The sequence below is a fragment of the Bradyrhizobium sp. CCBAU 45384 genome (assembly GCF_028128665.1).
Taxonomy (GTDB): domain Bacteria; phylum Pseudomonadota; class Alphaproteobacteria; order Rhizobiales; family Xanthobacteraceae; genus Bradyrhizobium; species Bradyrhizobium manausense.
The window spans coordinates 96576-120698 of record NZ_LBIZ01000110.1 but is presented as its reverse complement, the minus strand read 5'-3'; the positions used below and the strand labels follow the sequence as shown (position 1 = coordinate 120698).

Annotated in this window: 24 protein-coding genes; 11 read left to right on the top strand and 13 right to left on the bottom strand. The window is 64.8% G+C overall.

Translation table 11 applies throughout. From position 1 onward, the window contains the following. Positions 1–16: 16 nt before the first annotated feature. Entirely contained in the window at positions 17–835 is an 819-nt protein-coding gene (locus XH80_RS21325) for an alpha/beta hydrolase (protein WP_271600264.1), read from the bottom strand. Between the two features lie 252 nt (positions 836–1087). Between XH80_RS21325 and infC the strand changes: the two genes are divergently transcribed. After that, positions 1088–1627: a translation initiation factor IF-3 gene (infC, locus tag XH80_RS21320; protein WP_083514473.1), complete on the top strand. Its 540-nt coding sequence runs from the start codon at positions 1088–1090 to the stop codon at positions 1625–1627. A gap of 63 nt (positions 1628–1690) precedes the next feature. Here infC and XH80_RS21315 read toward each other — a convergent pair whose 3' ends face one another. Continuing rightward, the gene (locus XH80_RS21315) at positions 1691–2089 is read right to left on the bottom strand and encodes a hypothetical protein (RefSeq protein ID WP_271600263.1); all 399 of its coding nucleotides are present in this window, start codon (positions 2087–2089) and stop codon (positions 1691–1693) included. A 274-nt stretch (positions 2090–2363) separates the two neighbouring features. Between XH80_RS21315 and rpmI the strand changes: the two genes are divergently transcribed. Both rpmI and rplT read left to right on the top strand, forming a co-directional pair. Next, positions 2364–2564, top strand: coding sequence for a 50S ribosomal protein L35 (gene rpmI / locus XH80_RS21310; protein WP_008143958.1), 201 nt, complete (start codon positions 2364–2366; stop codon positions 2562–2564). A 90-nt stretch (positions 2565–2654) separates the two neighbouring features. Then, entirely contained in the window at positions 2655–3014 is a 360-nt protein-coding gene (rplT, locus tag XH80_RS21305; protein ID WP_027561620.1) for a 50S ribosomal protein L20, read from the top strand. Positions 3015–3019: 5 nt separating this feature from the next. Here the strand turns inward: rplT and XH80_RS21300 are convergent, their stop codons facing one another. Continuing rightward, positions 3020–3553, bottom strand: coding sequence for a hypothetical protein (locus XH80_RS21300; protein ID WP_442868629.1), 534 nt, complete (start codon positions 3551–3553; stop codon positions 3020–3022). Between the two features lie 31 nt (positions 3554–3584). Between XH80_RS21300 and pheS the strand changes: the two genes are divergently transcribed. Genes pheS through XH80_RS21285 form a run of 3 tightly spaced genes read left to right on the top strand, consistent with a single transcriptional unit; the run spans position 3585 to position 7862 of the window. Next, on the top strand, positions 3585–4667 hold the full coding sequence (pheS, locus tag XH80_RS21295) for a phenylalanine--tRNA ligase subunit alpha (protein ID WP_271600262.1): 1083 nt from the start codon (positions 3585–3587) through the stop codon (positions 4665–4667). Then, a complete protein-coding gene (gene pheT, locus XH80_RS21290) occupies positions 4664–7072 on the top strand; it encodes a phenylalanine--tRNA ligase subunit beta (protein ID WP_271600261.1) in 2409 nt (802 codons plus the stop codon). Before pheS ends, pheT begins: the two co-directional genes overlap by 4 nt. Positions 7073–7091: 19 nt before the next feature. Then, positions 7092–7862, top strand: coding sequence for a sulfite exporter TauE/SafE family protein (locus tag XH80_RS21285; protein ID WP_271600260.1), 771 nt, complete (start codon positions 7092–7094; stop codon positions 7860–7862). 54 nt (positions 7863–7916) lie between these two features. Here XH80_RS21285 and XH80_RS21280 read toward each other — a convergent pair whose 3' ends face one another. After that, positions 7917–9302 carry a flavin monoamine oxidase family protein gene (locus XH80_RS21280; protein ID WP_271600259.1) on the bottom strand — a complete coding sequence of 462 codons (1386 nt, stop codon included), beginning with the start codon at positions 9300–9302 and terminating at the stop codon, positions 7917–7919. Positions 9303–9491: 189 nt separating this feature from the next. On the opposite strand from XH80_RS21280, the gene XH80_RS21275 reads away from it, so the two are divergent. After that, positions 9492–10460, top strand: coding sequence for a YiiX/YebB-like N1pC/P60 family cysteine hydrolase (locus XH80_RS21275; RefSeq protein ID WP_271600258.1), 969 nt, complete (start codon positions 9492–9494; stop codon positions 10458–10460). Positions 10461–10601: 141 nt separating this feature from the next. Here XH80_RS21275 and XH80_RS21270 read toward each other — a convergent pair whose 3' ends face one another. Then, positions 10602–10877, bottom strand: coding sequence for a metal-sensitive transcriptional regulator (locus XH80_RS21270; protein ID WP_007598521.1), 276 nt, complete (start codon positions 10875–10877; stop codon positions 10602–10604). Positions 10878–10927: 50 nt separating this feature from the next. Here XH80_RS21270 and XH80_RS21265 point away from each other — a divergent pair, with 50 nt between their 5' ends. Continuing rightward, positions 10928–13387: a heavy metal translocating P-type ATPase gene (locus XH80_RS21265; protein WP_271600257.1), complete on the top strand. Its 2460-nt coding sequence runs from the start codon at positions 10928–10930 to the stop codon at positions 13385–13387. Positions 13388–13586: 199 nt separating this feature from the next. Here XH80_RS21265 and XH80_RS21260 read toward each other — a convergent pair whose 3' ends face one another. Beyond that, on the bottom strand, positions 13587–14531 hold the full coding sequence (locus XH80_RS21260; RefSeq protein WP_271600256.1) for a hydroxymethylglutaryl-CoA lyase: 945 nt from the start codon (positions 14529–14531) through the stop codon (positions 13587–13589). Next, positions 14528–15703 carry a CoA transferase gene (locus tag XH80_RS21255; protein ID WP_271600255.1) on the bottom strand — a complete coding sequence of 392 codons (1176 nt, stop codon included), beginning with the start codon at positions 15701–15703 and terminating at the stop codon, positions 14528–14530. The genes XH80_RS21260 and XH80_RS21255 overlap by 4 nt, the downstream gene beginning before the upstream one ends. Before the next feature lie 216 nt (positions 15704–15919). Here XH80_RS21255 and XH80_RS21250 point away from each other — a divergent pair, with 216 nt between their 5' ends. Next, a complete protein-coding gene (locus tag XH80_RS21250) occupies positions 15920–16660 on the top strand; it encodes a sulfate transporter family protein (protein ID WP_271600254.1) in 741 nt (246 codons plus the stop codon). A gap of 266 nt (positions 16661–16926) precedes the next feature. Here XH80_RS21250 and nth read toward each other — a convergent pair whose 3' ends face one another. Next, the gene (gene nth, locus XH80_RS21245) at positions 16927–17679 is read right to left on the bottom strand and encodes an endonuclease III (RefSeq protein ID WP_271600253.1); all 753 of its coding nucleotides are present in this window, start codon (positions 17677–17679) and stop codon (positions 16927–16929) included. A gap of 22 nt (positions 17680–17701) precedes the next feature. On the opposite strand from nth, the gene XH80_RS21240 reads away from it, so the two are divergent. Next, complete coding sequence (locus XH80_RS21240; protein ID WP_271600252.1) at positions 17702–18235, top strand: DUF2244 domain-containing protein; 534 nt, start codon at positions 17702–17704, stop codon at positions 18233–18235. 54 nt (positions 18236–18289) lie between these two features. Next, positions 18290–19186 carry a bifunctional helix-turn-helix domain-containing protein/methylated-DNA--[protein]-cysteine S-methyltransferase gene (locus XH80_RS21235; RefSeq protein ID WP_271600251.1) on the top strand — a complete coding sequence of 299 codons (897 nt, stop codon included), beginning with the start codon at positions 18290–18292 and terminating at the stop codon, positions 19184–19186. A gap of 165 nt (positions 19187–19351) precedes the next feature. Here the strand turns inward: XH80_RS21235 and XH80_RS21230 are convergent, their stop codons facing one another. From XH80_RS21230 to pyrF, 5 genes are all read right to left on the bottom strand, one after another. Then, the gene (locus XH80_RS21230; RefSeq protein ID WP_271600250.1) at positions 19352–21310 is read right to left on the bottom strand and encodes a CocE/NonD family hydrolase; all 1959 of its coding nucleotides are present in this window, start codon (positions 21308–21310) and stop codon (positions 19352–19354) included. Between the two features lie 44 nt (positions 21311–21354). After that, a complete protein-coding gene (locus XH80_RS21225) occupies positions 21355–21978 on the bottom strand; it encodes a 2,3-bisphosphoglycerate-dependent phosphoglycerate mutase (RefSeq protein WP_271600249.1) in 624 nt (207 codons plus the stop codon). Between the two features lie 25 nt (positions 21979–22003). Further along, positions 22004–22822 carry a 4-hydroxy-tetrahydrodipicolinate reductase gene (gene dapB, locus XH80_RS21220; protein WP_271600248.1) on the bottom strand — a complete coding sequence of 273 codons (819 nt, stop codon included), beginning with the start codon at positions 22820–22822 and terminating at the stop codon, positions 22004–22006. A 152-nt stretch (positions 22823–22974) separates the two neighbouring features. Continuing rightward, positions 22975–23286: a DUF1330 domain-containing protein gene (locus tag XH80_RS21215; protein ID WP_271600247.1), complete on the bottom strand. Its 312-nt coding sequence runs from the start codon at positions 23284–23286 to the stop codon at positions 22975–22977. Between the two features lie 123 nt (positions 23287–23409). Next, on the bottom strand, positions 23410–24120 hold the full coding sequence (gene pyrF, locus XH80_RS21210; RefSeq protein ID WP_271600246.1) for an orotidine-5'-phosphate decarboxylase: 711 nt from the start codon (positions 24118–24120) through the stop codon (positions 23410–23412). Positions 24121–24123 lie beyond the last annotated feature (3 nt).

The following is a 24123-nucleotide window of genomic DNA, read 5'->3' as shown; positions in this document are numbered from 1 at the left end:
AGCGCTTGGCAACGCCTCACCCGATCTCCGCCACCGCGGCAAGAATGCGCGCGATGTCTTGCGGGCGGGACAGGCGGTGGTCGCCGTCCTGGATCAGGGTGAGCACGACATCGTCGGCCGGCAGGCGGTGGGTCAGCGCAAACGCGTGCTGCCACGGCACGTCAGGGTCCTGGGCGCCTTGCAGGATGCGCACCGGACAGCCGAGATCGATGGCGCCGCCGAGCACGAGATGGTTGCGCCCCTCCTCGATCAGCTTGCGTGTGATCGGATAGGGCGTGCCGTCGCCATATTCGGATGGCCTGAGCCAAAAGCCCTTGGTCTCGATCTCCTGCTTCACCCCGGGCGAAAAATTCTTCCACATCAGCTCTTCCGTGAAGTCGGGCGCCGGTGCGATCAGCACGAGACCCGCGAGCGAGGCTTTGGCTTGCTGTGTCTCCTGCCGCCTCTTGATCTCGCGCGCGAGCAGCAGCGCCATCCAGCCGCCCATGGAGGAGCCGATCAGGATTTGCGGGCCGGTGCAGAAGCGCTCGAACACGGCGATGCTGTCCTCGAGCCAGCTGCCGATGGTTCCATCGGCGAAAGCGCCGCTGGATTCGCCGTGGCCGGAATAGTCGAACCTGACGGCGGCGCGGCCATGCTCGCCGGCCCAGCCATCCAGCGCTACCGCCTTGCCGCCCTGCATGTCCGATTTGAAACCGCCGAGCCAGACGAGACCAGGTCCTTGGCCGGGCCCAGATCCTCGCCCGGCGCGGTGGCGAACCGCGATCCGGCGCGCCGACGAACCCTCGCCAACATCGATGAAGTCGAGCACGGCATCGGGAATTGCTGAGGTCATGGAACGTTTACTCTTGTTGTGGGGTTTGAGGTCCCAAGGCGTATTCCGCAAGGCAAGCCTATCTCGGCATTGTCCCTTTGGGACGCTTGCGGAACAGAGGCAAGGTGTCTATGTCGAGCACCGTGCCGATGGGCGTGACCAAAATGCCTCGCATTTGAGGGTTTCTCGCTTCCGGCACGGGCGACTTGCTTGCCGGCATCAGTATCTTCCTTCAAAATAGCCGCTTCCTTTCACAACTTTGGAGAACCACCCATTCGCCGTCCCAATAGAGCCCCGGCCCCAGCCAGCAAAGACGGGCCGCGCATCAATGATGATATTCGCAACGCGCAGATCCAGCTGATCGACCAGAACGGTGACAACAAGGGCACCGTCGAGACGATGATGGCCGTCAAGATGGCCCAGGAAGCTGGCATGGATCTCGTCGAGATTTCGCCGAATACCAGCCCTCCCGTCTGCAAGATCATGGACTACGGGAAGTACAAGTATTCCGCCCAGAAGAAAGCCGCCGAAGCCCGCAAGCGGCAGAAGACCGTCGAGATCAAGGAGATCAAGCTCCGCCCGATGATCGACGACCACGATTACGACGTGAAGATGCGCGCGATGCTGCGGTTCTTCGAAGAGGGCGACAAGGTCAAGATCACCCTGCGCTATCGTGGCCGCGAAATGGCGCACCAGGAGATCGGCACCAAGCTTTTGGACAAGATCAAGACCGACGTCGCCGAGCTCGCCAAGGTCGAGCAGGACGCCCGGTTCGAGGGCCGTCAGGTCGTCATGGTGCTGGCTCCGCGCTGAGATCGGCACGCTAGAGCCGAAGTTTCAACGGCCCGTCCTGATCTCCGGCGGGCCGTTTTGTTTTCAGGTCCTCGTCGCCTGCCAGGTGCCGCTGCACTGGTCGCCGGAGATGACGCCCCTCCAGGAGCCGGCCCCAGCCGTACCGCCGAGCCGGCCACCACCGCTGGCGTGGGAGGCGCCGACGGAGACCTGGACCGCGACGGCGCCGCCGCGGTTGACGGTGCCGGACACCCGGCCGCCGCCAGCGGACGACACCCGGTTGCCCGTGACGGTGAAGGGGACGCTGTAGCCCGAGCTGCAGACGCCCCGGGTGGTGGCGAAGGTGACGTTCCAGACGCCGTCATAACCACCGATGCGGGCATCGGCGCTCGATGGAACGGCAGCCGCTGCGAGCACGGCAAACAGTGCAAGGTGGCGCGGACGGGCGACAACAGACAAAATCGATTGAGAGAAATAGGCCATTTTGGTCCTGCTCCGAACGGGACGACATGAACGATGGGGTGGTGACCCCCAATAGTCGGCGAGCGGCTTTGGCCGGTTCATCGTTGCCTTCTGGCCCGTTCTCTGTCATAAGCCCGGCCTTCATCGCCCGGCTGATTTAGGGCTGCCGTGGCGGTGTTTCGTGCGGGTTTCGCGCTTTGTCGCAAAAACCTGAGCACAATCAACGCTCTAACGAGCATTTTTGACGGCCAGACCGCCTTCGCGGGCGGATTTCTTTGGCCATTAGGAGAGCCAAATGCCCAAGCTGAAGACCAAATCGGGCGCTAAAAAGCGCTTCAAGGTGACTGCCACCGGCAAAGTGATGTTCGCCCATCGCGGCAAGCGTCACGGCATGATCAAGCGGACGAAGAAGCAGATCCGTCAGCTCCGCGGCACCGCTGTGCTGTTCAAGACCGACGGCGACAACGTCAAGAAGTACTTCTTGCCGAACGCCTGATCGCGTCCAAGGACGTCGAAGATCGATGCCATCTCTGCCGCGTCCTTCGCGGCAATCCGAAAACAAAGTCATCTCTGAAGGATAATTGTCATGTCTCGCGTCAAACGCGGTGTGACCGCCCACGCCAAGCACAAGAAAGTCTACAAGGCCGCCAAGGGCTTCTACGGCCGCCGCAAGAACACCATCCGCGCCGCCAAGCCGGCTGTCGAGAAGGCCCAGCAATACGCCTTCCGCGACCGCAAGCGCAAGAAGCGGACGTTCCGCGCGCTTTGGATCCAGCGCATCAACGCTGCCGTCCGTCCGTTCGGCCTGACCTACAGCCGATTTATCGACGGCATGGCCAAGTCCGGAATCACCGTGGACCGCAAGGTGCTGTCGGATCTCGCGATCAGCGAGCCCGCGGCGTTCCAGGCGATCGCCGAGAAGGCCAAGGCGGCACTCGCTGCCTGATCAGGCTAGCGGGCCTTCGTGCCCGCAGCCTTCAGCGCGCGCTCAGAGTAACGCTGGGCGACCTCCGCCCGGCAGAAAGCCGTGAACGAGATGTACATGGTACCGGACTTGTTCCGGTACTTGATGTCGCATGCGTGCATCTCGCTCTTGTACGCCTGCGCTTGTGCGGCACTGAGGCCCGGCTTGAAGTCCGCCTCGCACTTCTTTTCGACGGCGGCGCCGAGCTGGACATCGCCGCTCGCGGTCAGCGCGCAATCCTGAGCCAGCTTCATCGCACTTTGGCAGCCCTTCTGGGCGCCGATGGCGTCCACGACCTCATCCAACGTCATGGATGTGTCCATGCAGACGATGGCGCGCGCAGGCGTTGCGGCGACCGACAGGACGATGGCGGCAGCGGCCAGACAGCATTTCGAAAGCATCACAAAGTCTCCTCGCATCCTGTCTTGGTGCCCGGCCCCCGCGCGAGGTTCAACCCAGCCGCTCGAGAAGCCGAAATGACCGGCTTTTTGCTTGACGTTACGCCCTTCGGGCGGCGACAACCCAGCCGAATTTGGAGCCAAGGATTTGACTGTGTCCGACCTCGCAACGCTTGAAGCATCCATCCTCGACCAGATCGCGGCCGCCGGCGATGAAGCCGCGCTCGAAGCGGTGCGCGTCGCCGCCCTCGGCAAGAAGGGCTCGATCTCGGCGCTGCTGGCCACGCTCGGCAAGATGTCGCCCGACGAGCGCAAGACGCAGGGCGCCGCGATCAACCAGGCCAAGGACAAGGTCACCGAGGCGCTCGCCGCACGGCGCGACGTGCTGAAGTCCGCGGCACTCGATGCGCGGCTGGCGTCCGAGACCGTCGACGTCACGCTGCCGCTACGCGATGCGCAGGCTGAAACGGGCCGCATCCATCCGCTGAGCCAGGTCTGGGACGAGCTGACCACGATCTTCGCCGACATGGGATTTTCGGTCGCCGAAGGGCCCGATATCGAGACCGACGACTACAATTTCACCAAGCTGAATTTCCCGGAAGGCCATCCGGCGCGCGAGATGCACGACACGTTCTTCTTCCATCCGAAGGAGGACGGCTCGCGCATGCTGCTTAGAACCCACACCTCGCCGGTGCAGGTGCGCACCATGCTGAGCCAGAAGCCGCCGATCCGCGTGATCTGCCCGGGCCGCACCTACCGCATCGATTCGGACGCGACCCACACGCCGCAATTCCACCAGGTCGAGGGCCTCGTCATCGACAAGCATTCGCATCTCGGCCACCTCAAATGGATCCTGCACGAGTTCTGCAAGGCATTCTTCGAGGTCGACCACATCAACATGCGCTTCCGCCCCTCGTTCTTCCCGTTCACCGAGCCGTCGCTGGAAGTCGACATCCAGTGCCGCCGCGACAAGGGCGAGATCCGCTTCGGCGAAGGCGAGGACTGGCTCGAGATTCTCGGCTGCGGCATGGTGCATCCGAACGTGCTGCGCGCCTGCGGCATCGATCCCGACGAGTATCAGGGCTTTGCCTGGGGCATGGGCATCGACCGCATCGCCATGCTGAAATACGGCATCGCCGATTTGCGCCAGCTGTTCGACAGCGACGTCCGTTGGCTGAACCATTACGGCTTCAAGCCGCTCGAAGTGCCGACACTCGCGGGAGGGCTGAGCTCGTGAAATTCACCCTCTCCTGGCTGAAGGATCATCTCGACACCGACGAGCCCTTGGACAAGCTCGCCGACAAGCTCACCATGATCGGGCTCGAGGTCGAGAATATCGAGGACAAGGCGAAGGCGCTGAAGGCCTTTACCATCGCCAAGGTGATCTCGGCCGAGCAGCATCCCAATGCCGACCGGCTGCGCGTCTGCATGGTCGACACCGGCGACGGTGGCGCGCCGGTGCAGGTGGTGTGCGGGGCGCCGAATGCGCGCGCTGGGCTCGTCAGCGTGTTCTCACCGCCCGGCACCTATATCCCCGGCAAAGACATCACGCTCGGCGTCGGCACCATCAGAGGCGTCGAAAGCCGCGGCATGCTATGCTCGGCGGCGGAGCTGCAGCTCTCCAACGACCATGACGGCATCATGGAATTGCCGGCGGATGCGCCTGTTGGCGCTGCTTACGCCGAATGGGCCGCGCTCGGCGATCCCGTGATCGAGATCAATCTGACGCCGAACCGGCAGGATTGCACCGGCGTGCACGGCATCGCGCGCGACCTTGCCGCTGCCGACATGGGCAAGTTCAAGGACCCGACCATCAAGCCGATCAAAGGCGAATTCCCTTGTCCCGTGAAAGTCACGGTCGAGGACGCCAAGCTGTGCCCGGGTTTTGCGCTCCGGCTCGTCCGCGGCGTCAAGAACGGGCCGTCGCCGGACTGGCTGCAGAAGCGGCTGACGGCGATCGGGCTGCGCCCGATCAACGCGCTGGTCGACATCACCAACTTCATGACCTATGACCGCGCGCGCCCGCTGCACGTGTTCGACGCCAAGAAGGTGAAGGGCAATCTGGTCGTGCGCCATGCCCGCGAGGGCGAGACGCTGCTCGCGCTCGACGGCCGCACCTACGATCTCGATCCCTCGATCTGCGTGATCGCCGACGAGCACGGCGTCGAATCGCTCGCCGGCATCATGGGCGGCGAAGCGTCCGGCTGCGACGAGACCACCACCGACGTGCTGATCGAATCGGCGCTGTGGAACGAGATCAACATCGCCCAGACCGGCCGCAAGCTCGGCATCAACTCCGATGCGCGCTACCGCTTCGAGCGCGGCGTCGATCCGGCCTTCATGGTGTCCGGGCTCGAGCTCGCCACCAAGCTGGTGATGGAGCTGTGCGGCGGCACGCCATCGGAGAACGTCGTGGTCGGCAAGGCCTTCGGCGATGATCGCATCATCGATTTCCCTGTCACCGAGGTGAAGCGGCTCTCCGGCATCGAGGTGCCGGTGCCGGAGATGAAGCGCATCCTCACCCATCTCGGCTTCATGATGGCGGGCCCGGGTCCGGTCGTGAAGGTCGCGGTGCCCTCATGGCGCTCCGACGTGCACGGCAAGGCCGATATCGTTGAAGAAGTCGTCCGCATCTACGGCGTCGACAAGGTGCCGATGACGCCGTTCGAGCGCGGCGAGGACGCGCGCAAATCGGTGCTGACTCCGCTGCAGCTGCGCACCCGCCGTGCCCGGCGCGCGCTGGCAAGCCGCGGCATGACCGAGGCGGTGACATGGTCGTTCATTACGAAGGCCGCGGCACAATTGTTCGGCGGCGGCCAGCGCGAGCTGGAGGTGGCCAATCCGATCGCCGCTGATCTCTCCGACATGCGGCCGAGCCTGTTGCCGGGACTGGTCGCTGCCGCGCAGGCCAATGCCGATCGCGGCTATGGCGATGTCGCGCTGTTCGAGGTCGGCCAGGTCTTCAGGGGCGATCGCCCGCGAGACCAGTTCATGGCGGCGAGCGGCGTGCGGCGCGGCCTGGCTTCGTCCGAAGGTCTCGGACGGCACTGGACCGGCTCGGCACAGGCCGATGTGTTTGACGCCAAGGCCGATGCGCTCGCGGTGCTGGCAGCAAGCGGCGCACCGATGCAGGCGCTGCAGATCGTCGCCGGTGGTCCGGCCTGGCTGCATCCGGGTCGCTCCGGCACGATCCAGATCGGGCCGCAGAACGTGCTCGGCTACTTCGGCGAGATGCATCCGCGCGCGCTGGAAGCGCTCGGCGCCGACGGTCCGCTTGTGGTGTTCGAGGTGATTCTCGACCGCATTCCGGAAGCCAAGAAGAAGCCGACCCGCGCCAAGCCACTGATCGAGCTCTCGGCATTCCAGCCTGTTACGCGCGACTTCGCCTTCATCGTCGACCGCACGGTGAAGGCCGGGGACATCGTCCGCGCCGCGCAAGGCGTCGACAAGAAGCTGATCACCGGCGTGAACGTCTTCGACGTCTACGAGGGCAAGGGCATCGACGACGGCAAGAAGTCGGTCGGCATCGCGGTGACGATCCAGCCGCGCGAGAAGACGCTGACCGATCAGGAGATCGAGGCGGTCGCCGCCAAGATCGTGGCTGATGTCACGAAGAAGACCGGCGGCACGTTGAGGGCGTGATGCCCCGGAACGACAGGGCATGAGCATCACCGACTTCCTCCCCAAGGACGTCAGCCTCACCATCGCGATGGCGCTCTGCGCCATCGCTTTCGTTTCGGGCACCGCGCGCGGCTTCTCCGGTTTCGGCTCGGCGCTGATCTTCATGCCGCTCGCGAGCAGCGTCGCGGCGCCGCGGCTGGTCGCGGCACTCCTCCTCGTCATCGACTTCGTTGCCGCCGCGCCGCTGCTGCCTGATGCCTGGCGGAAGGCGGATCGCAAGGCGACCGCGGTGATCGTGCTGGGCGCGCTGGTCGGTGTCCCCCTCGGCACCTATTTCCTCAGCGTGCTCGAGCCCGTCACCACGCGCTGGATCATCTCCGGCTTCGTCGCAGCGCTTCTTCTGCTGCTGCTGTCGGGCTGGCGCTACCGCGGCAAGGACCACGTCTGGCTCTCTGTCGGCATCGGCGGCCTCTCCGGCTTCTGCAGCGGGCTTGCGCAGACCGGCGGTCCGCCGATCGTCGGCTACTGGCTCGGCCGGCCCATCGCTCCGCTGGTCGCGCGCGCCAATATCCTGCTGTTCTTCGGCGCCTCGGATTGCTTCTCGATGGTCAGCTATGCCACGACAGGCCTGATCTCGCGCGAGTCGCTGGTGCTGTCGGTGATCGTCGGCCCGGTCTATGCGCTCGGCGTCGCCTTCGGCGCCTCGCTGTTCGGCCGCGCCAGCGAGACGGTGTTTCGCAGGATCTGCTACGCCCTGATCGCGATCGCGGTGATAACAGGGCTGCCGGTGCTGGACAGGGTATTGCGGTAACCACCCGCTATCGTCCCGGCGCAGTTTGTTGCGGCCTGATTGCCTCTGCCCCTACTACCGCGGCGCCCGCCGGCGCTTCGTCGACTGCGTCGGCACGTCGGCCGGCTCGTCCCTGATCGCGCCGATCTTGCGGAGCGCTGCGTCCGCGGCGCGCTCGCCGCTGTCCCAGGCGCCGTCGACGGTGCCCCACAGCGTCTCATGCGTGGCTTCGCCGGCGAGGAACAGATTGCCGATCGGCTCGGTCAAAATCTTTCGCGAGAGCTGGCCGCCGGGCGAGGACGCCGACATTGCGCCCATCACATAGGGCGAGGCGTTCCAGCGCGTCGCGGCGGTCTTCTTCACGGCGGCCGCCGCTTCGCTGCCGAACAATTTTGTGATCCATTCCTTCGCGAAGGCCGTCATCGCGCTTTCGCCCTGCGCCGAGAGATCGCGGCCGAACGAGCCGCCGACGTCGATCGAGCACAGCGACGATCCGCCGATATTGGCATACATCAGCGCGGTGCGCGTCGAGTTGCTCTGCTCGATCAGGATGTCGTCGCGCGACAGCCCGAGCGGATTGCCCGGCAATTGCACCACGATGTGATCGTAGCTGCCGAGCGTGAGCTTTGACGCCGCATCCAGCGTGCGCTTGGGGATGTCAGGCGCGAACTTGATCGCACCTGAGATCAGCACATTGGTCGACACCGTGACGATGGCGGCGCGCGCGGCGATCTTGCCGGATTGCGTCTCCACGCCGACATCGCGATTGCTCCAGACGATCCGGCTCGCCGGCGTCGAAAGCACTGCCGGCACCTGCTCGCCGAGCCTGGCGATCAGGGTGCCGAGACCCTGGCGACAGGCGATCGGGGCATTGCGGTCCTGCGCGCGCGCCTTGTCGATCGCCGACAGCTCCTTCAGATCCTTGCCGGCAAAGCCCGCGCCGAGCAGGAACTCCGCCGCGCCCGCCCAGTCGCCGAGATCCTTCGGCAGCACCGACGCGCATGAGGTATCGAGCTTGCCGCGCGCGGCCTCGTCGATCGCCCTGTTGGCGCGCACCAGCGCCGCCAGAAACTCCTCGGTCTCGCCCGCACGGGCATTGCGGCGGCCGATGCGCATTTTCTGGCCCGACGGTGCTGGAGAGACATCGAGCCCGGCGCTGCGCGCGAGCCGGATCATCGGGTTGGTGTCCGGATTATGCATCCAGCGCGCGCCGCGATCGAACGGCACGTCGAAGGTGGAGCTGTCCGTGATGCAGCGCCCGCCGACCTGCGAGGCCGCCTCGACGACGATCACCTTGCGGTTGGCCGCCATGACGCGCCGCGCCGCAGCGATACCGGCCGCACCCGCGCCGATCACGACAATGTCAGCCTCGCGCGGCAATGGCGCGGCCGCGGCGCTCAGGACCGGCGCGGACATAAAGGCCGCCGACGCCGATAGGAAGCTGCGGCGCGTGATTGTCATGTCATGGTTTCCGGAGACTTGCGGCGAACGGGAACAGCCGGCGAACCTTGCCGCATCTGATGTTGCGCAGCAACCATCATGGTGAATCAATCGTGCTTGAACTCACAGAGGTCATGAACTGAATTGCAACGGGTTTCGACCATGATACAGATGAAAAAAAGACGGCCAGAAAGGCCCCCGGGGGAGTTCATGGGGACGGTCCTAGATTCAGTCGGAAAGGTGATAGCCGCATACCTCTCGAAAGAGGTGCCGGGCTATGAGCCGTTCACACCCAGCGACCCCGAGCATCTGCGCGGCGTGATCCAGCCCGGCGACGTCATGCTGGTCGAGGGCAACAACCGCATCTCCGGCATCATCAAATATCTGACGCAGTCGACCTGGTCGCATGCCGCGCTCTATGTCGGCCCGGTCGAAGGCGCGGTCGAGCCCGACGGCGAGCCGCATGTGCTGATCGAGGCCAATATCGGCGAGGGCGTCACCTCCGCGCCGCTGTCGAAATATTTCCCCTACCATACCCGCCTCTGCCGGCCGGTCGGGCTGTCCTACGAGGACCGCAACACGGTCTGCCGCTATGCGATCAACCGCATCGGCTTCGGCTACGACACCAAGAACATCCTGGACCTGATGCGTTTCCTGTTCCCGCTGCCGGTGCCGCAGCGCTGGCGGCGGCGCATGATCGCGCTCGGCTCGGGCGATCCGACCAAGATCATCTGCTCGGCGCTGATCGCGCAGGCCTTCGACGCCGTGCGCTATCCGATCCTGCCGAAGATCACCAAGGCCGGCAGCCGCGCCGCCCGCCGCGAGATCCTGCACATCCGCGATTCCTCGCTCTACATGCCCCGCGACTTCGACATCTCGCCCTATTTCGAAGTGGTCAAACCCACCATCGTGCACGGCTTCGACTACACAGCCTTGCACTGGGCCGACAAGCAAAAGCCGCTCGAGGAGGTAGCGGGCTCGTTCGGTGTGTTTCCAGAAACGGTCCGTGCGCCGCCGCTCGTTCCTGAAGCGATTGACGAAGAAGCGCAGGCTTCGGTTGAGCAAGTGAGCGCGGCGGCGACGTTTGATCGCGACGACTCCATGCATTTCCAGCTGCTCAAGAGACTCGCGGCGTACCGCCCGCGGCGCCGTGGACGGGCGCGAGAGCGCGCGGCATGACCCGCCGTCGTCCTGGCGAAAGCCAGGACCCATTACCCCAAATGTCAGTTTGGTGAAGATCCGTCGTTCGGTACATCGACCGGACGCAATCGAGAGATTCCGCGGTATGGGTCCTGGCTTTCGCCAGGACGACAAGGAAATCTACCGCTCTGCCCGTCCGATCACCGCCATCAACTCCGCGATCTTCTCGCGCTGGTCCGCCTTGTCGCCGCTGGCAATCGCGTGCTCGACGCAGTGGGCGACGTGATCCTTCAAGACCTCTTCCTCGACCCGGCGCAGCGCGGCGCGCACCGCCGAAATCTGCGTGACGATGTCGATGCAGTAGCGGTCTTCCTCTACCATTTTCGACAGGCCGCGAACCTGACCTTCGATCCGGCCGAGGCGTTTTCCGACAGATGCCTTGATGTCCTTGCGCATGGGGCTTATATACCCCTACCGGGTATAGGTTGCAAGGCGGGAGTGCAGGAATGAGCGGCGCGGATCATGGGCATCATCACGACGGGGAAACTCAGTCCGGCTGCGGCTGTTCCAGCAAGGCTGCTGCGCCGGCCACCAGGCCTGCGGCCTCGTCCTGCTGCGGCGGCCAAGGCGATCATGCCGGTCACGCCCAGCATCATCACGACCACAGCGGAACGGCTGCGAAAGTGCTCGATCCCGTCTGCGGCATGAGGGTCGATCCCGCGACGTCAAAACACCGGTTTGAGCATCGGGGCGAGATCTTCCATTTCTGCTCGGCCGGCTGCCGTGCCAAATTCGCTGCCGATCCCGCAAAATATCTTGCCAAGGACAAAGCGCCCGAGCCCGAGATGCCCGCGGGCACCATCTACACCTGTCCGATGCATCCCCAGATCCGCCAGGTCGGACCCGGCAATTGCCCGATCTGCGGCATGGCGCTGGAGCCTGAGGTCGCGAGCCTCGAGACCGGGCCCAACCCCGAGCTCGCCGACATGACGCGGCGGTTCTGGATCGGCGGCGTGCTGTCGTTGCCGCCCGTGGTGCTGGAGATGGGCGGCCATCTCGCCGGTCCGCACAACTGGATCGATCCAACATTGTCGAACTGGATCCAGCTGGTGTTCGCAACGCCCGTGGTGCTCTGGGCCGGCTGGCCATTCTTCGTCCGCGGCTGGCAGTCGCTGCTGACGCGCAATCTCAACATGTTCACGCTGATCGCGATGGGCACGGGCGTCGCCTATGTTTACAGCCTGCTCGGAACCCTCACGCCGCAGATCTTCCCTGAAACATTCCGCGGCCATGAAGGCGCGGTTGCCGTCTATTTTGAAGCGGCCGCCGTCATCACCGTCCTGGTTTTGCTCGGCCAGGTGCTGGAGCTGCGCGCCCGCGATGCGACATCGGGTGCGATCAAGGCGCTGCTCCAGCTTGCACCCAAGACCGCGCGGCGCGTCGATGCCGATGGCAGCGAGCACGAGGTCGAGATCGATACGCTCCATGCCGGTGATCGCCTGCGCGTTCGTCCCGGCGAGAAAGTGCCTGTCGACGGCATCATCCTGGAAGGACGCTCCTCGCTCGATGAGTCGCTCGTGACGGGCGAATCCATGCCGGTCACCAAGGAGACTGGCGCCAAGGTCATTGCCGGCACGCTCAATCAATCCGGCAGCTTCATCATGCGCGCCGACAAGGTCGGGCGCGAGACGCTGCTGTCGCAGATCGTGCAGATGGTCGCGGACGCGCAGCGCTCGCGCGCGCCGATCCAGCGGCTTGCCGATCAGGTCGCGGGCTGGTTCGTGCCGGCTGTGATCCTCGTTGCCATCGCCGCCTTCGCCGCCTGGGCGTGGTTCGGGCCGGAGCCGCGGCTCGCTTTCGGCCTCGTCGCCGCTGTCAGTGTGCTGATCATCGCCTGCCCCTGTGCGCTGGGCCTTGCGACCCCGATGTCGATCATGGTCGGTGTCGGCCGCGGCGCGCAGGCGGGCGTGCTGATCAAGAACGCCGAGGCGCTGGAGCGGATGGAGAAGATCGACACGCTGGTGGTCGACAAGACAGGCACGCTGACCGAGGGCAAGCCCAAGGTGGTGTCGGTCGTGCCGGCATCAGGCTTTGCGGAGGATGACATCCTGCGGCTTGCAGCCAGCGTCGAGCGCGCCAGCGAGCATCCGCTGGCCGATGCGATCATGCGTGCGGCGAAGGAGAAGCAGATGGCGCTGAGCCAGGTCGAGGAGTTCGACTCGCCGACCGGAAAGGGCGCGGCGGGAAAGGTCGATGGCAAGAGCATCGTGCTCGGCAACGCAAAATATCTGACATCGATCGGTATCGACACCAAGGCACTCGACAGCGAGGCCGAGCGGCTGCGCGGCGACGGCGCCACGGTGATCAACATGGCCATCGACGGCAAGCTCGCCGGCCTGTTTGCGATTGCCGATCCGGTCAAGGCTTCGACCCCGGAAGCGCTCAAGGCGCTCGCGGCCGAGGGCATCAAGGTGATCATGCTGACCGGCGACAACCGCACCACGGCCGAAGCGGTGGCACGCCGGCTCGGCATCGCCGATGTGGAAGCCGAGGTGCTGCCCGACCAGAAGAGCGCGGTCGTAACAAAACTGCAAGAGGCCGGGCGCAGCGTCGCGATGGCCGGTGACGGCGTCAACGACGCCCCGGCGCTGGCCGCGGCCGAAGTCGGCATCGCCATGGGCACCGGCACTGACGTGGCGATGGAAAGCGCTGGCGTCACGCTGCTGAAGGGCGACCTCACCGGCATCGTCCGCGCACGAAAGCTGTCGCAGGCGACGATGAGCAATATCAGGCAAAACCTGTTCTTCGCCTTCATCTACAACGCCGCCGGCATCCCGATCGCCGCCGGCATCCTCTATCCCGCCTTCGGCGTGCTGCTGTCGCCGATCATCGCGGCCGCCGCGATGGCCCTGTCCTCGGTCAGCGTGGTCGGCAACGCGCTGCGGCTGCGTGTGACGCGGCTGTGAGATGAAGGTGCTCTCCCTCGCCCCGCTTGCGGGGGGGAGGCGAAGATCACGCCTCCTTCGCTGCGCTCCCACTCGGCAGAATTGTAGGATGGGCAAAGGCGCACTTGCGCCGTGCCCACGATCTCTCAATGATGGATAGAAGACGTGGGCACGCTTCGCTTTGCCCACCCTACGATACTGCCACCGTCGACAGAGAAGCTTACGCCGCCTTCGCCGTCCTACCCGGCAACCCCGCCCTCGCCACACCACCGTAAAGCTGCTCGTTCGGCATCTCTTCGCGCAAAATCCTCCGCACCGGGATCAGCTTCTCCAGATCGATGCCCGTGGCAAAACCCTTGCTCTCGCACAGGAACACCAGGTCCTCGAACACGACATTGCCGGTCGCGCCCGGCGCGAAGGGGCAGCCGCCGAGGCCGCCGAGCGAGCCATCGAGGATGCGGACGCCTTCGTCGAGTGCCGCGGCGGCGTTGGCGATGCCCATGCCGCGGGTGTCGTGGAGATGGATGCAGATCGGCTTGGTACCCGCGAGCTTGACCGCCGCGCGCGACAGCTCTCCGACCTGCTTCGGTCCGGCATAGCCCACGGTGTCGGCGATCGCGACGAAATCGACGCCGGCCTCCAGGCATTTGTCGACGAGGCGCAGCACCTCCTTCGGATCGACCGCGCCTGTGATCGAGCAGCCCAGCGCCATCGAGATCGCCGCGTTCACCAGCGGCTTGTGCGCGCTGGCATCGCGCAGCTCGCAGAGCCGCTTGATGTTGGCAATCGCGGACAAGCGCGAACGATGCGCATTGGCCTGGCTGTGCTCTTCCGTCGCCGACACCACCGAGGCGATCTCCCCGACACCTGACGCCAGCGCCTCGTTGACCCCGCGCTCGTTGAGCGCAAGCGCAATGCCATGGGCGCCCGGCAGGCTCGCTACCGTCGCGACGACGTCGCGGACATCAACGAATTGCGGAAAGGTCTTCGCCGGGAGGAACGAGCCGACCTCGAAATGCCTGACACCCGCGGCATATTCCTCGCGCACCCAGCGCTGCTTGGCTTCGGTGGACGGAAACTTTTTGACGAGCTGGAGTCCATCGCGCAGACCGACTTCGCGCAAGGCCACACGGTCCGCGGGATAGATCGTTTCGATCCGGCTCATGCGCGCCTCCCAGCGGCTTTGGACGTTGCGTCTTTGTTGTCGACCGCGGCGCGAACGGCGGAAGTGTCGGCGCCGAGCGACGCGACCTTCAGGCCTTCGCCAAAATGGCTGCCGTTCCATTCGATCGGCAGCGTCGGCACATGGAACGGCTGGCCGTCGGCGGCGACATTGGTGACGAGTCCGCCCGGCCGCAGCACATGCGGATCGGTCAAGAGATCCTCGGGCCGGTTGATCGGCGAGAAGCAGATGTTGAGCGCATCGAGCTTCTGCGACAGTTCCGCCACGTCGTGCTGCCGGATGATCTCGGCCACGCGCGGAAGGATCCGCGGCCTGGCCAGGATGCGATCGGTCGTGGTGCGCAAGCTCGAGTCATCGAGAAACTCGGTGAGGCCGAACTCGCGGCAGAAAGCCTGCCAGTGGCCCTCGGTGACGACGCCGATGAAAATCCTCCCGTCGCCGGCGGCATCGAAAATGTCGTAGATCGGCCAGGCGTGCTCGCGCTCCGGCATCGAGCGCGGCTTGTTGCCGGTCATCTCGTATTCGACCATGTGCTGGGCGACCAGGAACAGGCAGTTCTCGAACAGGCCGATGCGGATGTCGGCACCGTCGCGCTTTCCCCCACGCTTCTGGTAAAGCGCGGCCAGGATCGCGATCACACCGAACATGCCGCCCATGATGTCGTTGGCGGAGGAGCCGACGCGCTGCGGCTTCTCCTTTGTGCCGGTCATGGCGGCAAGTCCCGACATCATCTGCACGACCTCGTCGAGCGCAGGACGATGCTCGTAGGGACCTGACAGAAAGCCCTTGTGGCCGGCAACAATGAGATGCGGATGCCGTCGCCGCAATTCCTCCGCACCGAGCCCCTGTTTCTCCAGCAAGCCATCGCGAAAATTCTCCAGGAACACATCGGCAGTCTCGAGCAGCCGATGCATGGTGTCCCGGTCCGCAGCTTGATCGAAGTCCAGCACCACACTGCGCTTGCCGCGGTTGAACAGCGGGAAGAACGCCGTGCCCATGCCACCGAGGGAACGGGTCTTGTCGCCGGCGGGTGGCTCGACCTTGATCACGTCGGCCCCTAACTGCGCGAGGATCATGCCGCAGGCCGGGCCCATCACCATGTGGGTCATCTCGACGACCCGCACGCCCTCGAGCGGCAATCCGGTCTCAGCCATGCGTCACTCCCTGTCCGTTCGGTCTAAGAGACTAGGCCTTCACAAGCCTTCTTAGAAACACAATCTACATCGGTTTGGCCGCTCGGCCTGCAGCGCCATCACCTGCGGGGCCAGCATCGCCGCCGAGGCTTGAACCCCTGCGGCGACCTGTAGGCCTCCCTTGCCGAAGCGCCCAGAGGTGTCTACCTCTCGCTGAGTGTTTCCTGAGAGGTTCCCATGCTTGATGCCGCCGTGAAGGCGCTGTCGCAAATGATGTCGCCGCCGATGCGTTCGATCCTGTGGCGGTCGATCGGACTGGCGCTGGTGCTCATCGTCGTCCTGGCGATCGGGTTGCAGCGGCTCCTGAGCTGGTTCGCCATCCATGGCGAGGTCTGGCTGGAGGGGCTGCTCGGGCCGAGCTGGCACGCCTCGCTGGAGGTGCTGGCCTGGGTCATCTCGATCGCGGCCGGATTCGGCGTCGTGTTCGGCAGCGTGTTCCTGATGCCCGCGATCACCTCGCTGGTGGCGAGCTTCTTCGTCGACGACGTCGCCGACATCGTCGAGCGCGAATATTATCCGGCCGAGCAGCCCGGCGAGGCGCTACCGTTCAACCAGGCCATCCTTGAAGGTATCAAGACCGCGCTGCTCACCATCGTGGTGTATCTTGCCGCACTGCCGCTGGTGTTTCTGGCCGGTGCCGGTTTCCTGATCTTCTTCCTCGCCGCGGCCTGGCTGTTGGGGCGCGAATATTTCGAGCTCGCCGCGATGCGCTTTCGCTCGCCGGAGGATGCGAAAGCGATGCGGCGCGACAATGCCGCGACGATCTTCACCGCCGGCCTCTTCATCGCGGCCTTCGTCTCGATTCCGGTCGTGAACCTGGCGACGCCGATCTTCGGCATGGCCTTCATGGTCCACATGCACAAGCGTCTGTCGGGCCCGCGGCCCGAGCTGATCGAGCCGGCGCGGCAGATGCGATAACCACACCTCTCCCCGACGGGGAGAGGTCGGATTGCGCAGCAATCCGGGTGAGGGGCCGCGGCATACGGTGAGAGTGTAACCCCTCACCCGGATCGCATGAATGCGATCCGACCTCTCCCTACGGGAGAGGTGTAGTGAGACCGCCGCTCGATCGAGAGCCCCAACTGTCGATACAGCCTAGCTTACCTGCACGCCACACGCGCGCAGCACCTGCCCTGGCGAAGCCGAGCGGCGCCAGCATGAATGGGCCAGGTGGAGCTTTTTGCTCACACCGTTTTCTCCGGCCAGCGGCAGAGATCGTTGATCAGGCATACCTCGCAGCGCGGCTTGCGCGCGAGGCAGGTATAGCGGCCGTGCAGGATCAGCCAATGATGGGCATGCAGCATGAACTCGGCCGGGATCACCTTTTCGAGACCAAGCTCGACGTCGAGCGGCGTCTTGCCCGGCGCAAGACCGGTGCGGTTGCCGACGCGGAAGACATGGGTGTCGACCGCCATGGTGTGCTCGCCGAAGGCCATGTTGAGCACGACATTGGCGGTCTTGCGTCCCGCGCCGGGCAGCGACTCGATCTCGGCGCGCGTGCGCGGCACCTTGCCGCCGAAATCGCGGAGCAGTTTCGCCGACAGCGCGATCACGTTCTTGGCCTTGGTGCGATAAAGGCCGATGGTCTTGATGTAGTCGCGCAGACGCTCCTCGCCGAGGTCGAGCATTTTCTGTGGTGTGTCCGCGATCTCGAACAAGGCGCGTGTCGCCTTGTTGACGCCGGCGTCAGTCGCCTGCGCCGAAAGCACAACGGCGACCAGCAGCGTGAACGGGTTGACGTGCTCGAGCTCGCCTCTCGGCTCGGGATTGGCTGCGCGGAATCGGGTGAAGACCTCGCGGATCTCCGCGGGTGTCCAAGGTTTCATGGCCTTGAGTGATTTTTTGGCGGGGGCCTTCGGTTTTGCGACGGCCGCCTTTGCCTTTTTCTTCGGCGCTGCCGCTTTGCGCGGGGCCGGCTTGCGGATGATTTTCGCCATGATCGGGATATACTGAGGGACGATGAGCACAGGCAACGAAATTGAGCGCGCGGAATCTGAAGGTCATGCCGAACCGCAGATCTTCTCCGCGCTGCTGACGCCGCACCGCTCGTTGAACCGCACCGGCTTCCTGGCCGTGATGCTGTTCCTGAGCGTCGTCAGCTTCGTCACCGGAATTGTCTTCCTGATGCAGGGCGCCTGGCCCGTGCTCGGCTTTTTCGGCCTCGACGTGCTCGTGGTCTGGTGGGCCTTCAAGGTCAATTTCCGCACCGGGCGGGCGCGCGAGGAGATCACCGTCACGACCACAGAACTACGCGTGCGGCGTATCAGCCATCACGGCCAGGTCGCCGAATGGACCTTCAATCCGCTCTGGGTCCGGCTCGACATGGAGGTCGACGAGGACTTTGGCATCGAGCATCTCTATCTGATCTCGCGCGGCCACCAGATCCAGCTCGCCCGTTTCTTGGGACCGGACGAAAAGGCAAGTTTCTACAAAGGCTTGATTGAGGCCCTGAACGCCGCCAAGCGCGGCCCGACCTACAACCCGGTGACCTGAACCCAGTCGGAAATCGGGTGGTTTCGGCGCCTCCCCGCGCCTACATTTCCGCTCATGATGACACTCGCCATACATGACCAGCGCCTGGCCAAGCCGGGCCCCCAGAACGCCGCGCTGCGCGACTATGATTCGGTGCGCCGGGCCATCGCGTTCATCTCGGAAAACTGGCGCGCGCAGCCGACCATCGAGGCGATGGCGGATGCGGCCGGCGTCACGGCGGATGAGCTGCATCATCTGTTCCGCCGTTGGGCCTCGATCACGCCGAAGGCCTTCATGCAGGCGCTCACCCTCGACCACGCCAAGGGTCTGTTGCGGGATTCCGCCAGCATCCTCGATGCGGCGCTCGACTCGGGCCTGTCGGGCCCGGGCCGTCTGCACGATCTCTTCGTCACCCACGAAGCGATGTCGCCGGGTGAATGGAAGAACGGCGGCGCGGGGCTGACCTTGCGCTTCGGCTTCCATCCGTCTCCCTTTGGAACAGCGATCGTGATCGCGACCGATCGCGGCCTTGCCGGCCTCGCCTTCGCCGACCCCGGCGACGAGAAAGCCGCCCTTGCCGACATGACGCGGCGCTGGCGGAACGCAACCTATGTCGAAGACCACGAGGGCACCGCACCGCTGGCGGCACGCATCTTCGACACCAAACTGTGGCGGCCGGATCAGCCGCTGCGCGTGGTCCTGATCGGCACCGATTTCGAAGTGCGGGTGTGGGAGACGCTGCTGAAAATTCCGATGGGCCGCGCGGTGTCCTATTCCGACATCGCCTGCAACATCAACAGCCCGAAGGCCTCACGCGCCGTCGGTGCAGCCGTCGGCAAGAACCCGGTGTCCTTCGTCGTGCCCTGCCACCGCGCCCTCGGCAAGAGCGGCACGCTGACAGGCTATCACTGGGGCATCACTCGCAAGCAGGCGATGCTGGGCTGGGAAGCCGGGCAGCTCGGGATGCAGTAGGCAAGATGCAGTAGGGTGGGTTAGCCCCGGGCTGCGCGAAGCGCAGTCCCCTTGGCGTAACCCACCTCTTCGATTTCCGTGATGGCAGAAGTGGTGGGTTACGCCGCCGACTGCGCTTCGCGCAGTCACCGTCTAACCCACCCTACAGCTGGCTAGACTAGTGGATCACGAGCGCTCGGGGATGACAGGCAGCACCACGTGCGACGGGCGATCGCGATCCAGGTAGATCGTGTTGCGAGCGACGCGTCGCGACAGGCCCCTGCCTTCAGGGGCGCCGGTGTTCGGATTGACGTCGAAGTGAGGAAAATTGCTCGAGGAGATATCGAGCCGGATGCGATGCCCGCGCTTGAAGAGATTGGCAGTGGGGAAAGCCTCCACCGTCACCGCAACGGGCTCACCGGCCTTCAGCATCTCGGGTTTTTCCCAGGACTTGCGATAGCGCAGCCGCAGGATGCCGTCGGTCAGGTTCATGGCAAAGCCCTGCGGATAATCCTCTGAGGGCGGATAGACGTCGACCAGCTTGATGGTGATGTCGGTATCGGGCTGGTCGGACGAAACCCACAGATGCGCCGCGATCGGCCCGGTGATCTCGATGTCCCGATCGAGCATCGGCGTCTCGAACACCAGCACGTCGGGGCGTGCGGCGAGCGGCAGATAAGGCTCGCGCGAGCCGAAGAAGCGCGGCCCCTCAGTCTGATCAAAGGCACCGCCAACCATCACCGGCGCGCCCGACGTCACGGTGCCACCGATCGTCGGCACCGGATGCGCGGGATCGAAATCGAAGGTCAGCGGCTCGGCCGCCGCTGCAGGCAGCTCCGGCGCCAGCCGGCCATCCTCATGCAGATGATAGAGCGTGTTGCGCGCGTCCGGGATCGGCCAGTCCTTCTCACTGCGCCAGCGCCCGCCGTGATCGAGCCGGCCTGCATCGTTGCGGCGGCCGGAGCCGCCTCCCATGACGAAGACCCGCACCGGCGGCTCTTCGGCCACGCCGTTGGGCTCGCCTTTCAGCCAGGCGTCGAACCAGCGCAATCTCAGGCTCAGATAGTCCGGCGCCAGATTGCGGTCGAGCGTGGCGGCAGGTCCGAAATCGACGTCGCCTGCATAGGTCAGCGAGCGGTCGCCGTGTGTCCAGGGGCCGAGGATCAGCCTGACCGGCCCTTTCTTGCGGGCCTTGAGACCGATGTAATTCTCGGTCGCCGTGCGCGGATAGGGATCGAACCACGACGACATGTGCACCATCGGTGCGTCGCTGAACTGGTCATAATAGCCGGCGGCATGAATGCCGATCTGCTTCCAGTACGCGTCGAAATTGCCGTGTTCCCACTGGTCGTAGACATAGTTCTCGTATTCGGGAGCGGGCGTCAGCGGCGAATGGCCGCGCTTCCAGGGCATGCGCGCGAACCAGGCCTTCAGGTCCACCGCCTTCATTTCGGCGAGCCTGATTGGATCGTTCTGAACCGCCGAGCTGACCAATCCGTTGTTGAAGCCCCAAGTCACCTGCTTCAGCTCGAAAGCTCCGCCCTGGCGAATCCCACCCTGGTAGGAATTGGAGAAGCCGCCGCTGTCGAGAAACATCGCAGCAATGCCCGGCGGGTTGGTGCAGCCGAGCGCGCCCTGCGTATGAGCCGCATAGGATAGCCCCATGGTGCCGATCTTGCCGTTGCACCATGGCTGAGCCACGATCCATTTGCAGCAATCGTAGCCGTCGTTTCCGTCGCTCAGATATTTGACGAACTCGCCTTCGCTGTCATAGCGCCCGCGGCAATCCTGATAGATCACGACGTAGCCGGCCTTCGCGAAGTACGCCGCGACCTCGGCGCGCGATTTCGGCTTCGGCTCCGCGACGGACAATTCGGATCGGCTGACGATATTGCGGCCGTAGGGAGTTCGCTCGAGAATCACCGGAAACGGGCCAGGCAGCGCCTTCCCGTTCCGCGCTGGACGATAGACATCGGTCGCAAGCCTGATGCCGTCGCGCATCGGCACCATGATTTTGGCTTCGAGAACCGTCTCATAGGGCTCGGCCGCCTTTCCGGCACCGGCGACCGACAACAAACCAAGGCCAAGGCCTAGCTTGGCGGCGTCACGTCGGGAGATTCCACTGCGAGCCGAATCCTCTGCCATGGAAGCCGCCCTTTCTGCGCCGCTCTGCGGCCTCTCCCGAACGACTACGACGCCAGATCCAGCTTCGAGGCCACCGTCGAATCCGCATTGAGCCGGTAGATGATCGGCACGCCGGTGGCGAGCTCGCGCTTCAAAATGCCTTCGGGCGACAGTTTTTCCAGCACCATGATCAAAGCCCGCAGCGAGTTGCCGTGGGCCGCGACCAGCGTGCGCTTGCCATTGAGCACGCCGGGCAGGATCTCCTGCACGTAGTACGGCAGCGCGCGCGCCAGCGTGTCCTTCAGGCTTTCGCCGCCGGGCGGCGGCACGTCGTAGGAGCGGCGCCAGACATGCACCTGCTCCTCGCCCCATTTCTTGCGGGCGTCGTCCTTGTTGAGGCCGGAGAGGTCGCCATAGTCGCGCTCGTTCAGGGCGAGATTCTTCGAGGTGGGCAGGCCGGTCTGGCCGAGCTCGGTGAGAATGAGATCGAGCGTGTGCTGCGCGCGCGTCAGCACGGAGGTGAAGGCGACGTCGAACACGAGGCCGTGGGCCTTCAGCTTGCGGCCGGCTTCCTTGGCTTCCGCGACGCCCTGCTCGGTGAGGTCAGGATCCTTCCAGCCGGTGAACAGATTCTTCAAATTCCATTCGCTCTGGCCGTGGCGCACCAGCACGAGAAGACGTTCGCTCATTGCCCAATTCCGTTGCTTGCTTGGTTCAGATGTCGGTGAGGCCGAGCACGTCGGCCATCGAGTAGTGTCCGGGCTTCTTGCCATGCGCCCACAGCGCCGCCTTGAGCGCGCCATGGGCGAACAGGATACGGTCCTCCGCCTGATGCGATAACGTCAGGCGTTCGAACGGGCCGAGGAAGGTCACGCTGTGATCGCCGGCGACGGTGCCGCCGCGCAAGGAAGCAAAGCCGATCGCGCCCGGCTTGCGCGCGCCGGTGATGCCGTCGCGGCCGCGCTCCGAATGCGCATCGTCGAGCGGGATGCCGCGACCGCTGGCTGCCGCCTGGCCGAGCATCAGCGCGGTCCCTGAGGGCGCATCGACCTTCATGCGGTGATGGGATTCGACGATCTCGATGTCAAAGCTTTCGTCGAGCGCCTTGGCGACGCGCTTGACCACGGCCGCGAGCAGATTGACGCCCAGGCTCATATTGCCCGACTGCACCACGACTGCGCGGTTGGTGACGCTTTTGATCACGGCATTGTCGGAGCCTGACAGCCCGGTTGTGCCGATGACATGAACCAGCCCGCGCTCGGCCGCGATCGCGACATTGGCAATGGTTGCGGCCGGCACGGTGAAATCCAGAATGCCGTCGGCGTCCTTCGACATCGCCCAGAGATCGGCGGACAGCTTGATGCCGTTTTCCGGCAGGCCGGCGAGCACGCCGGCATCCTTGCCCAGGAGCTCCGAGCCGGGCGCCTCGAGGGCGCCTGCCAGCACCGCGCCTTTGCTGTCGGCAATCGCCCGCGTCAGGGCGCGGCCCATCCGGCCGCCGGCTCCAGCAACAATCAGGCGCATCTCTGGCATGGTGTGATCCTCTCAGGGGCCGTTGTAGCGGCGGGATGCAGTTCCGGCAACCGAGGGGATGAAAGGCCGTCATTCCGGGGCGCCGAAGGCAAACCCGGAATCTCTGGATTCCGGGTTCGATGCTGCGCATCGCCCCGGAATGACGGTGTGTGTTAGCCGTCCGACGGCTGCGGGCCGTCGTAGCCCTCGATGATGATGAGGTCGGCGATCGAGTGCGGCTGGCGCACCTTGATATTGGCCTGATATTCCGGCGAATTGTAACAGGCGATCGCGGTCTGGTAATCAGGGAATTCGATCACGACGTTGCGGTTGCGGCTGCCGCCTTCGACGGTGGTGAACTTGCCGCCGCGGACCACGAAGCGGCCGCCCCACTTCTTGAAGATCGGACCATTGGCGACGGCATAGGGTTTGTAGCCCTCGTCATTGTTCACGTCGACGCGTCCGATCCAGTAGCCTTTTGCCATTGTTCTTCTCCCTTGTTGATCGCTAAAGGGCGATGAGATGGGGTTGAATCGTCATCGCGCTTTAGCTCTTTGTTTGCGCATGGTCTTTTCGGAAAACCGCTTCACACTTTTCCGGATCATGCGCTAGCCGAGTGCTTGCGCGATCTCGGCCTGGATGGCGTCAGCCGCCGCCCTGGGGTCGGCGGCTTCCACCACCGGCCGCCCGACGACGAGATAATCCGCGCCCGCGGCAATCGCGCGGGCGGGCGTCATGATGCGCTTCTGATCGCCGATAGCCCCACCCGCCGGACGGATGCCTGGTGTGACGAGGTTCATCTGCTGGCCGACGATCTTGCGCAAGCCTTCGGCCTCCTCGGGCGAGGACACGAGACCGTCGATGCCGAGGGCCTGCGCCTGCTGCGCACGCGCCTCGACCAGTTCGGAGACGCCGAGCCGGAAGCCTGCCGCATGCAGATCGTCGTCATTGTAGGAGGTCAGCACCGTCACGGCGAGGAGCTTCAGCTTCGACGAGCCGCGGCCCTCGACGGCGCCCTTCATGGTCTGCGGATAGGCGTGCACGGTGAGGAAGGTCGCCCCCAGCCTGGTGATGCTCTCGACGCCTTGTGACACCGTGTTGCCGATGTCGTGCAGCTTGAGATCGAGAAAGACCTTCTTGCCGCCGTCGGCAAGCTTGGTAACCAGCGGCAAGCCGCCGGCATAAGCGAGGCGATAGCCGATCTTGTAAAATGTGACGCTGTCGCCGAGCTTCGCAATCATCGCCTCCGCGGCATCGACGCTGGGCAGATCGAGCGCGACGATCAGGCGGTCTTTCGGGGCGATTTCGGCTGGCGTCATGTC

What these genes read in the sequence shown, in the direction of transcription:
- XH80_RS21235 (WP_271600251.1), top strand. Translation starts at nt 18,290, where the DNA reads ATGATGACACTCGCCATACATGACCAGCGCCTGGCCAAGCCGGGCCCC.
- XH80_RS21325 (WP_271600264.1), bottom strand. Translation starts at nt 835, where the DNA reads ATGACCTCAGCAATTCCCGATGCCGTGCTCGACTTCATCGATGTTGGC.
- XH80_RS21265 (WP_271600257.1), top strand. Translation starts at nt 10,928, where the DNA reads ATGAGCGGCGCGGATCATGGGCATCATCACGACGGGGAAACTCAGTCC.
- XH80_RS21280 (WP_271600259.1), bottom strand. Translation starts at nt 9,302, where the DNA reads ATGACAATCACGCGCCGCAGCTTCCTATCGGCGTCGGCGGCCTTTATG.
- XH80_RS21240 (WP_271600252.1), top strand. Translation starts at nt 17,702, where the DNA reads ATGAGCACAGGCAACGAAATTGAGCGCGCGGAATCTGAAGGTCATGCC.
- XH80_RS21250 (WP_271600254.1), top strand. Translation starts at nt 15,920, where the DNA reads ATGCTTGATGCCGCCGTGAAGGCGCTGTCGCAAATGATGTCGCCGCCG.
- rplT (WP_027561620.1), top strand. Translation starts at nt 2,655, where the DNA reads ATGTCTCGCGTCAAACGCGGTGTGACCGCCCACGCCAAGCACAAGAAA.
- XH80_RS21315 (WP_271600263.1), bottom strand. Translation starts at nt 2,089, where the DNA reads ATGGCCTATTTCTCTCAATCGATTTTGTCTGTTGTCGCCCGTCCGCGC.
- dapB (WP_271600248.1), bottom strand. Translation starts at nt 22,822, where the DNA reads ATGCCAGAGATGCGCCTGATTGTTGCTGGAGCCGGCGGCCGGATGGGC.
- XH80_RS21225 (WP_271600249.1), bottom strand. Translation starts at nt 21,978, where the DNA reads ATGAGCGAACGTCTTCTCGTGCTGGTGCGCCACGGCCAGAGCGAATGG.
- XH80_RS21275 (WP_271600258.1), top strand. Translation starts at nt 9,492, where the DNA reads ATGGGGACGGTCCTAGATTCAGTCGGAAAGGTGATAGCCGCATACCTC.
- nth (WP_271600253.1), bottom strand. Translation starts at nt 17,679, where the DNA reads ATGGCGAAAATCATCCGCAAGCCGGCCCCGCGCAAAGCGGCAGCGCCG.
- XH80_RS21270 (WP_007598521.1), bottom strand. Translation starts at nt 10,877, where the DNA reads ATGCGCAAGGACATCAAGGCATCTGTCGGAAAACGCCTCGGCCGGATC.
- rpmI (WP_008143958.1), top strand. Translation starts at nt 2,364, where the DNA reads ATGCCCAAGCTGAAGACCAAATCGGGCGCTAAAAAGCGCTTCAAGGTG.
- XH80_RS21230 (WP_271600250.1), bottom strand. Translation starts at nt 21,310, where the DNA reads ATGGCAGAGGATTCGGCTCGCAGTGGAATCTCCCGACGTGACGCCGCC.
- XH80_RS21255 (WP_271600255.1), bottom strand. Translation starts at nt 15,703, where the DNA reads ATGGCTGAGACCGGATTGCCGCTCGAGGGCGTGCGGGTCGTCGAGATG.
- XH80_RS21285 (WP_271600260.1), top strand. Translation starts at nt 7,092, where the DNA reads ATGAGCATCACCGACTTCCTCCCCAAGGACGTCAGCCTCACCATCGCG.
- XH80_RS21260 (WP_271600256.1), bottom strand. Translation starts at nt 14,531, where the DNA reads ATGAGCCGGATCGAAACGATCTATCCCGCGGACCGTGTGGCCTTGCGC.
- XH80_RS21215 (WP_271600247.1), bottom strand. Translation starts at nt 23,286, where the DNA reads ATGGCAAAAGGCTACTGGATCGGACGCGTCGACGTGAACAATGACGAG.
- pyrF (WP_271600246.1), bottom strand. Translation starts at nt 24,120, where the DNA reads ATGACGCCAGCCGAAATCGCCCCGAAAGACCGCCTGATCGTCGCGCTC.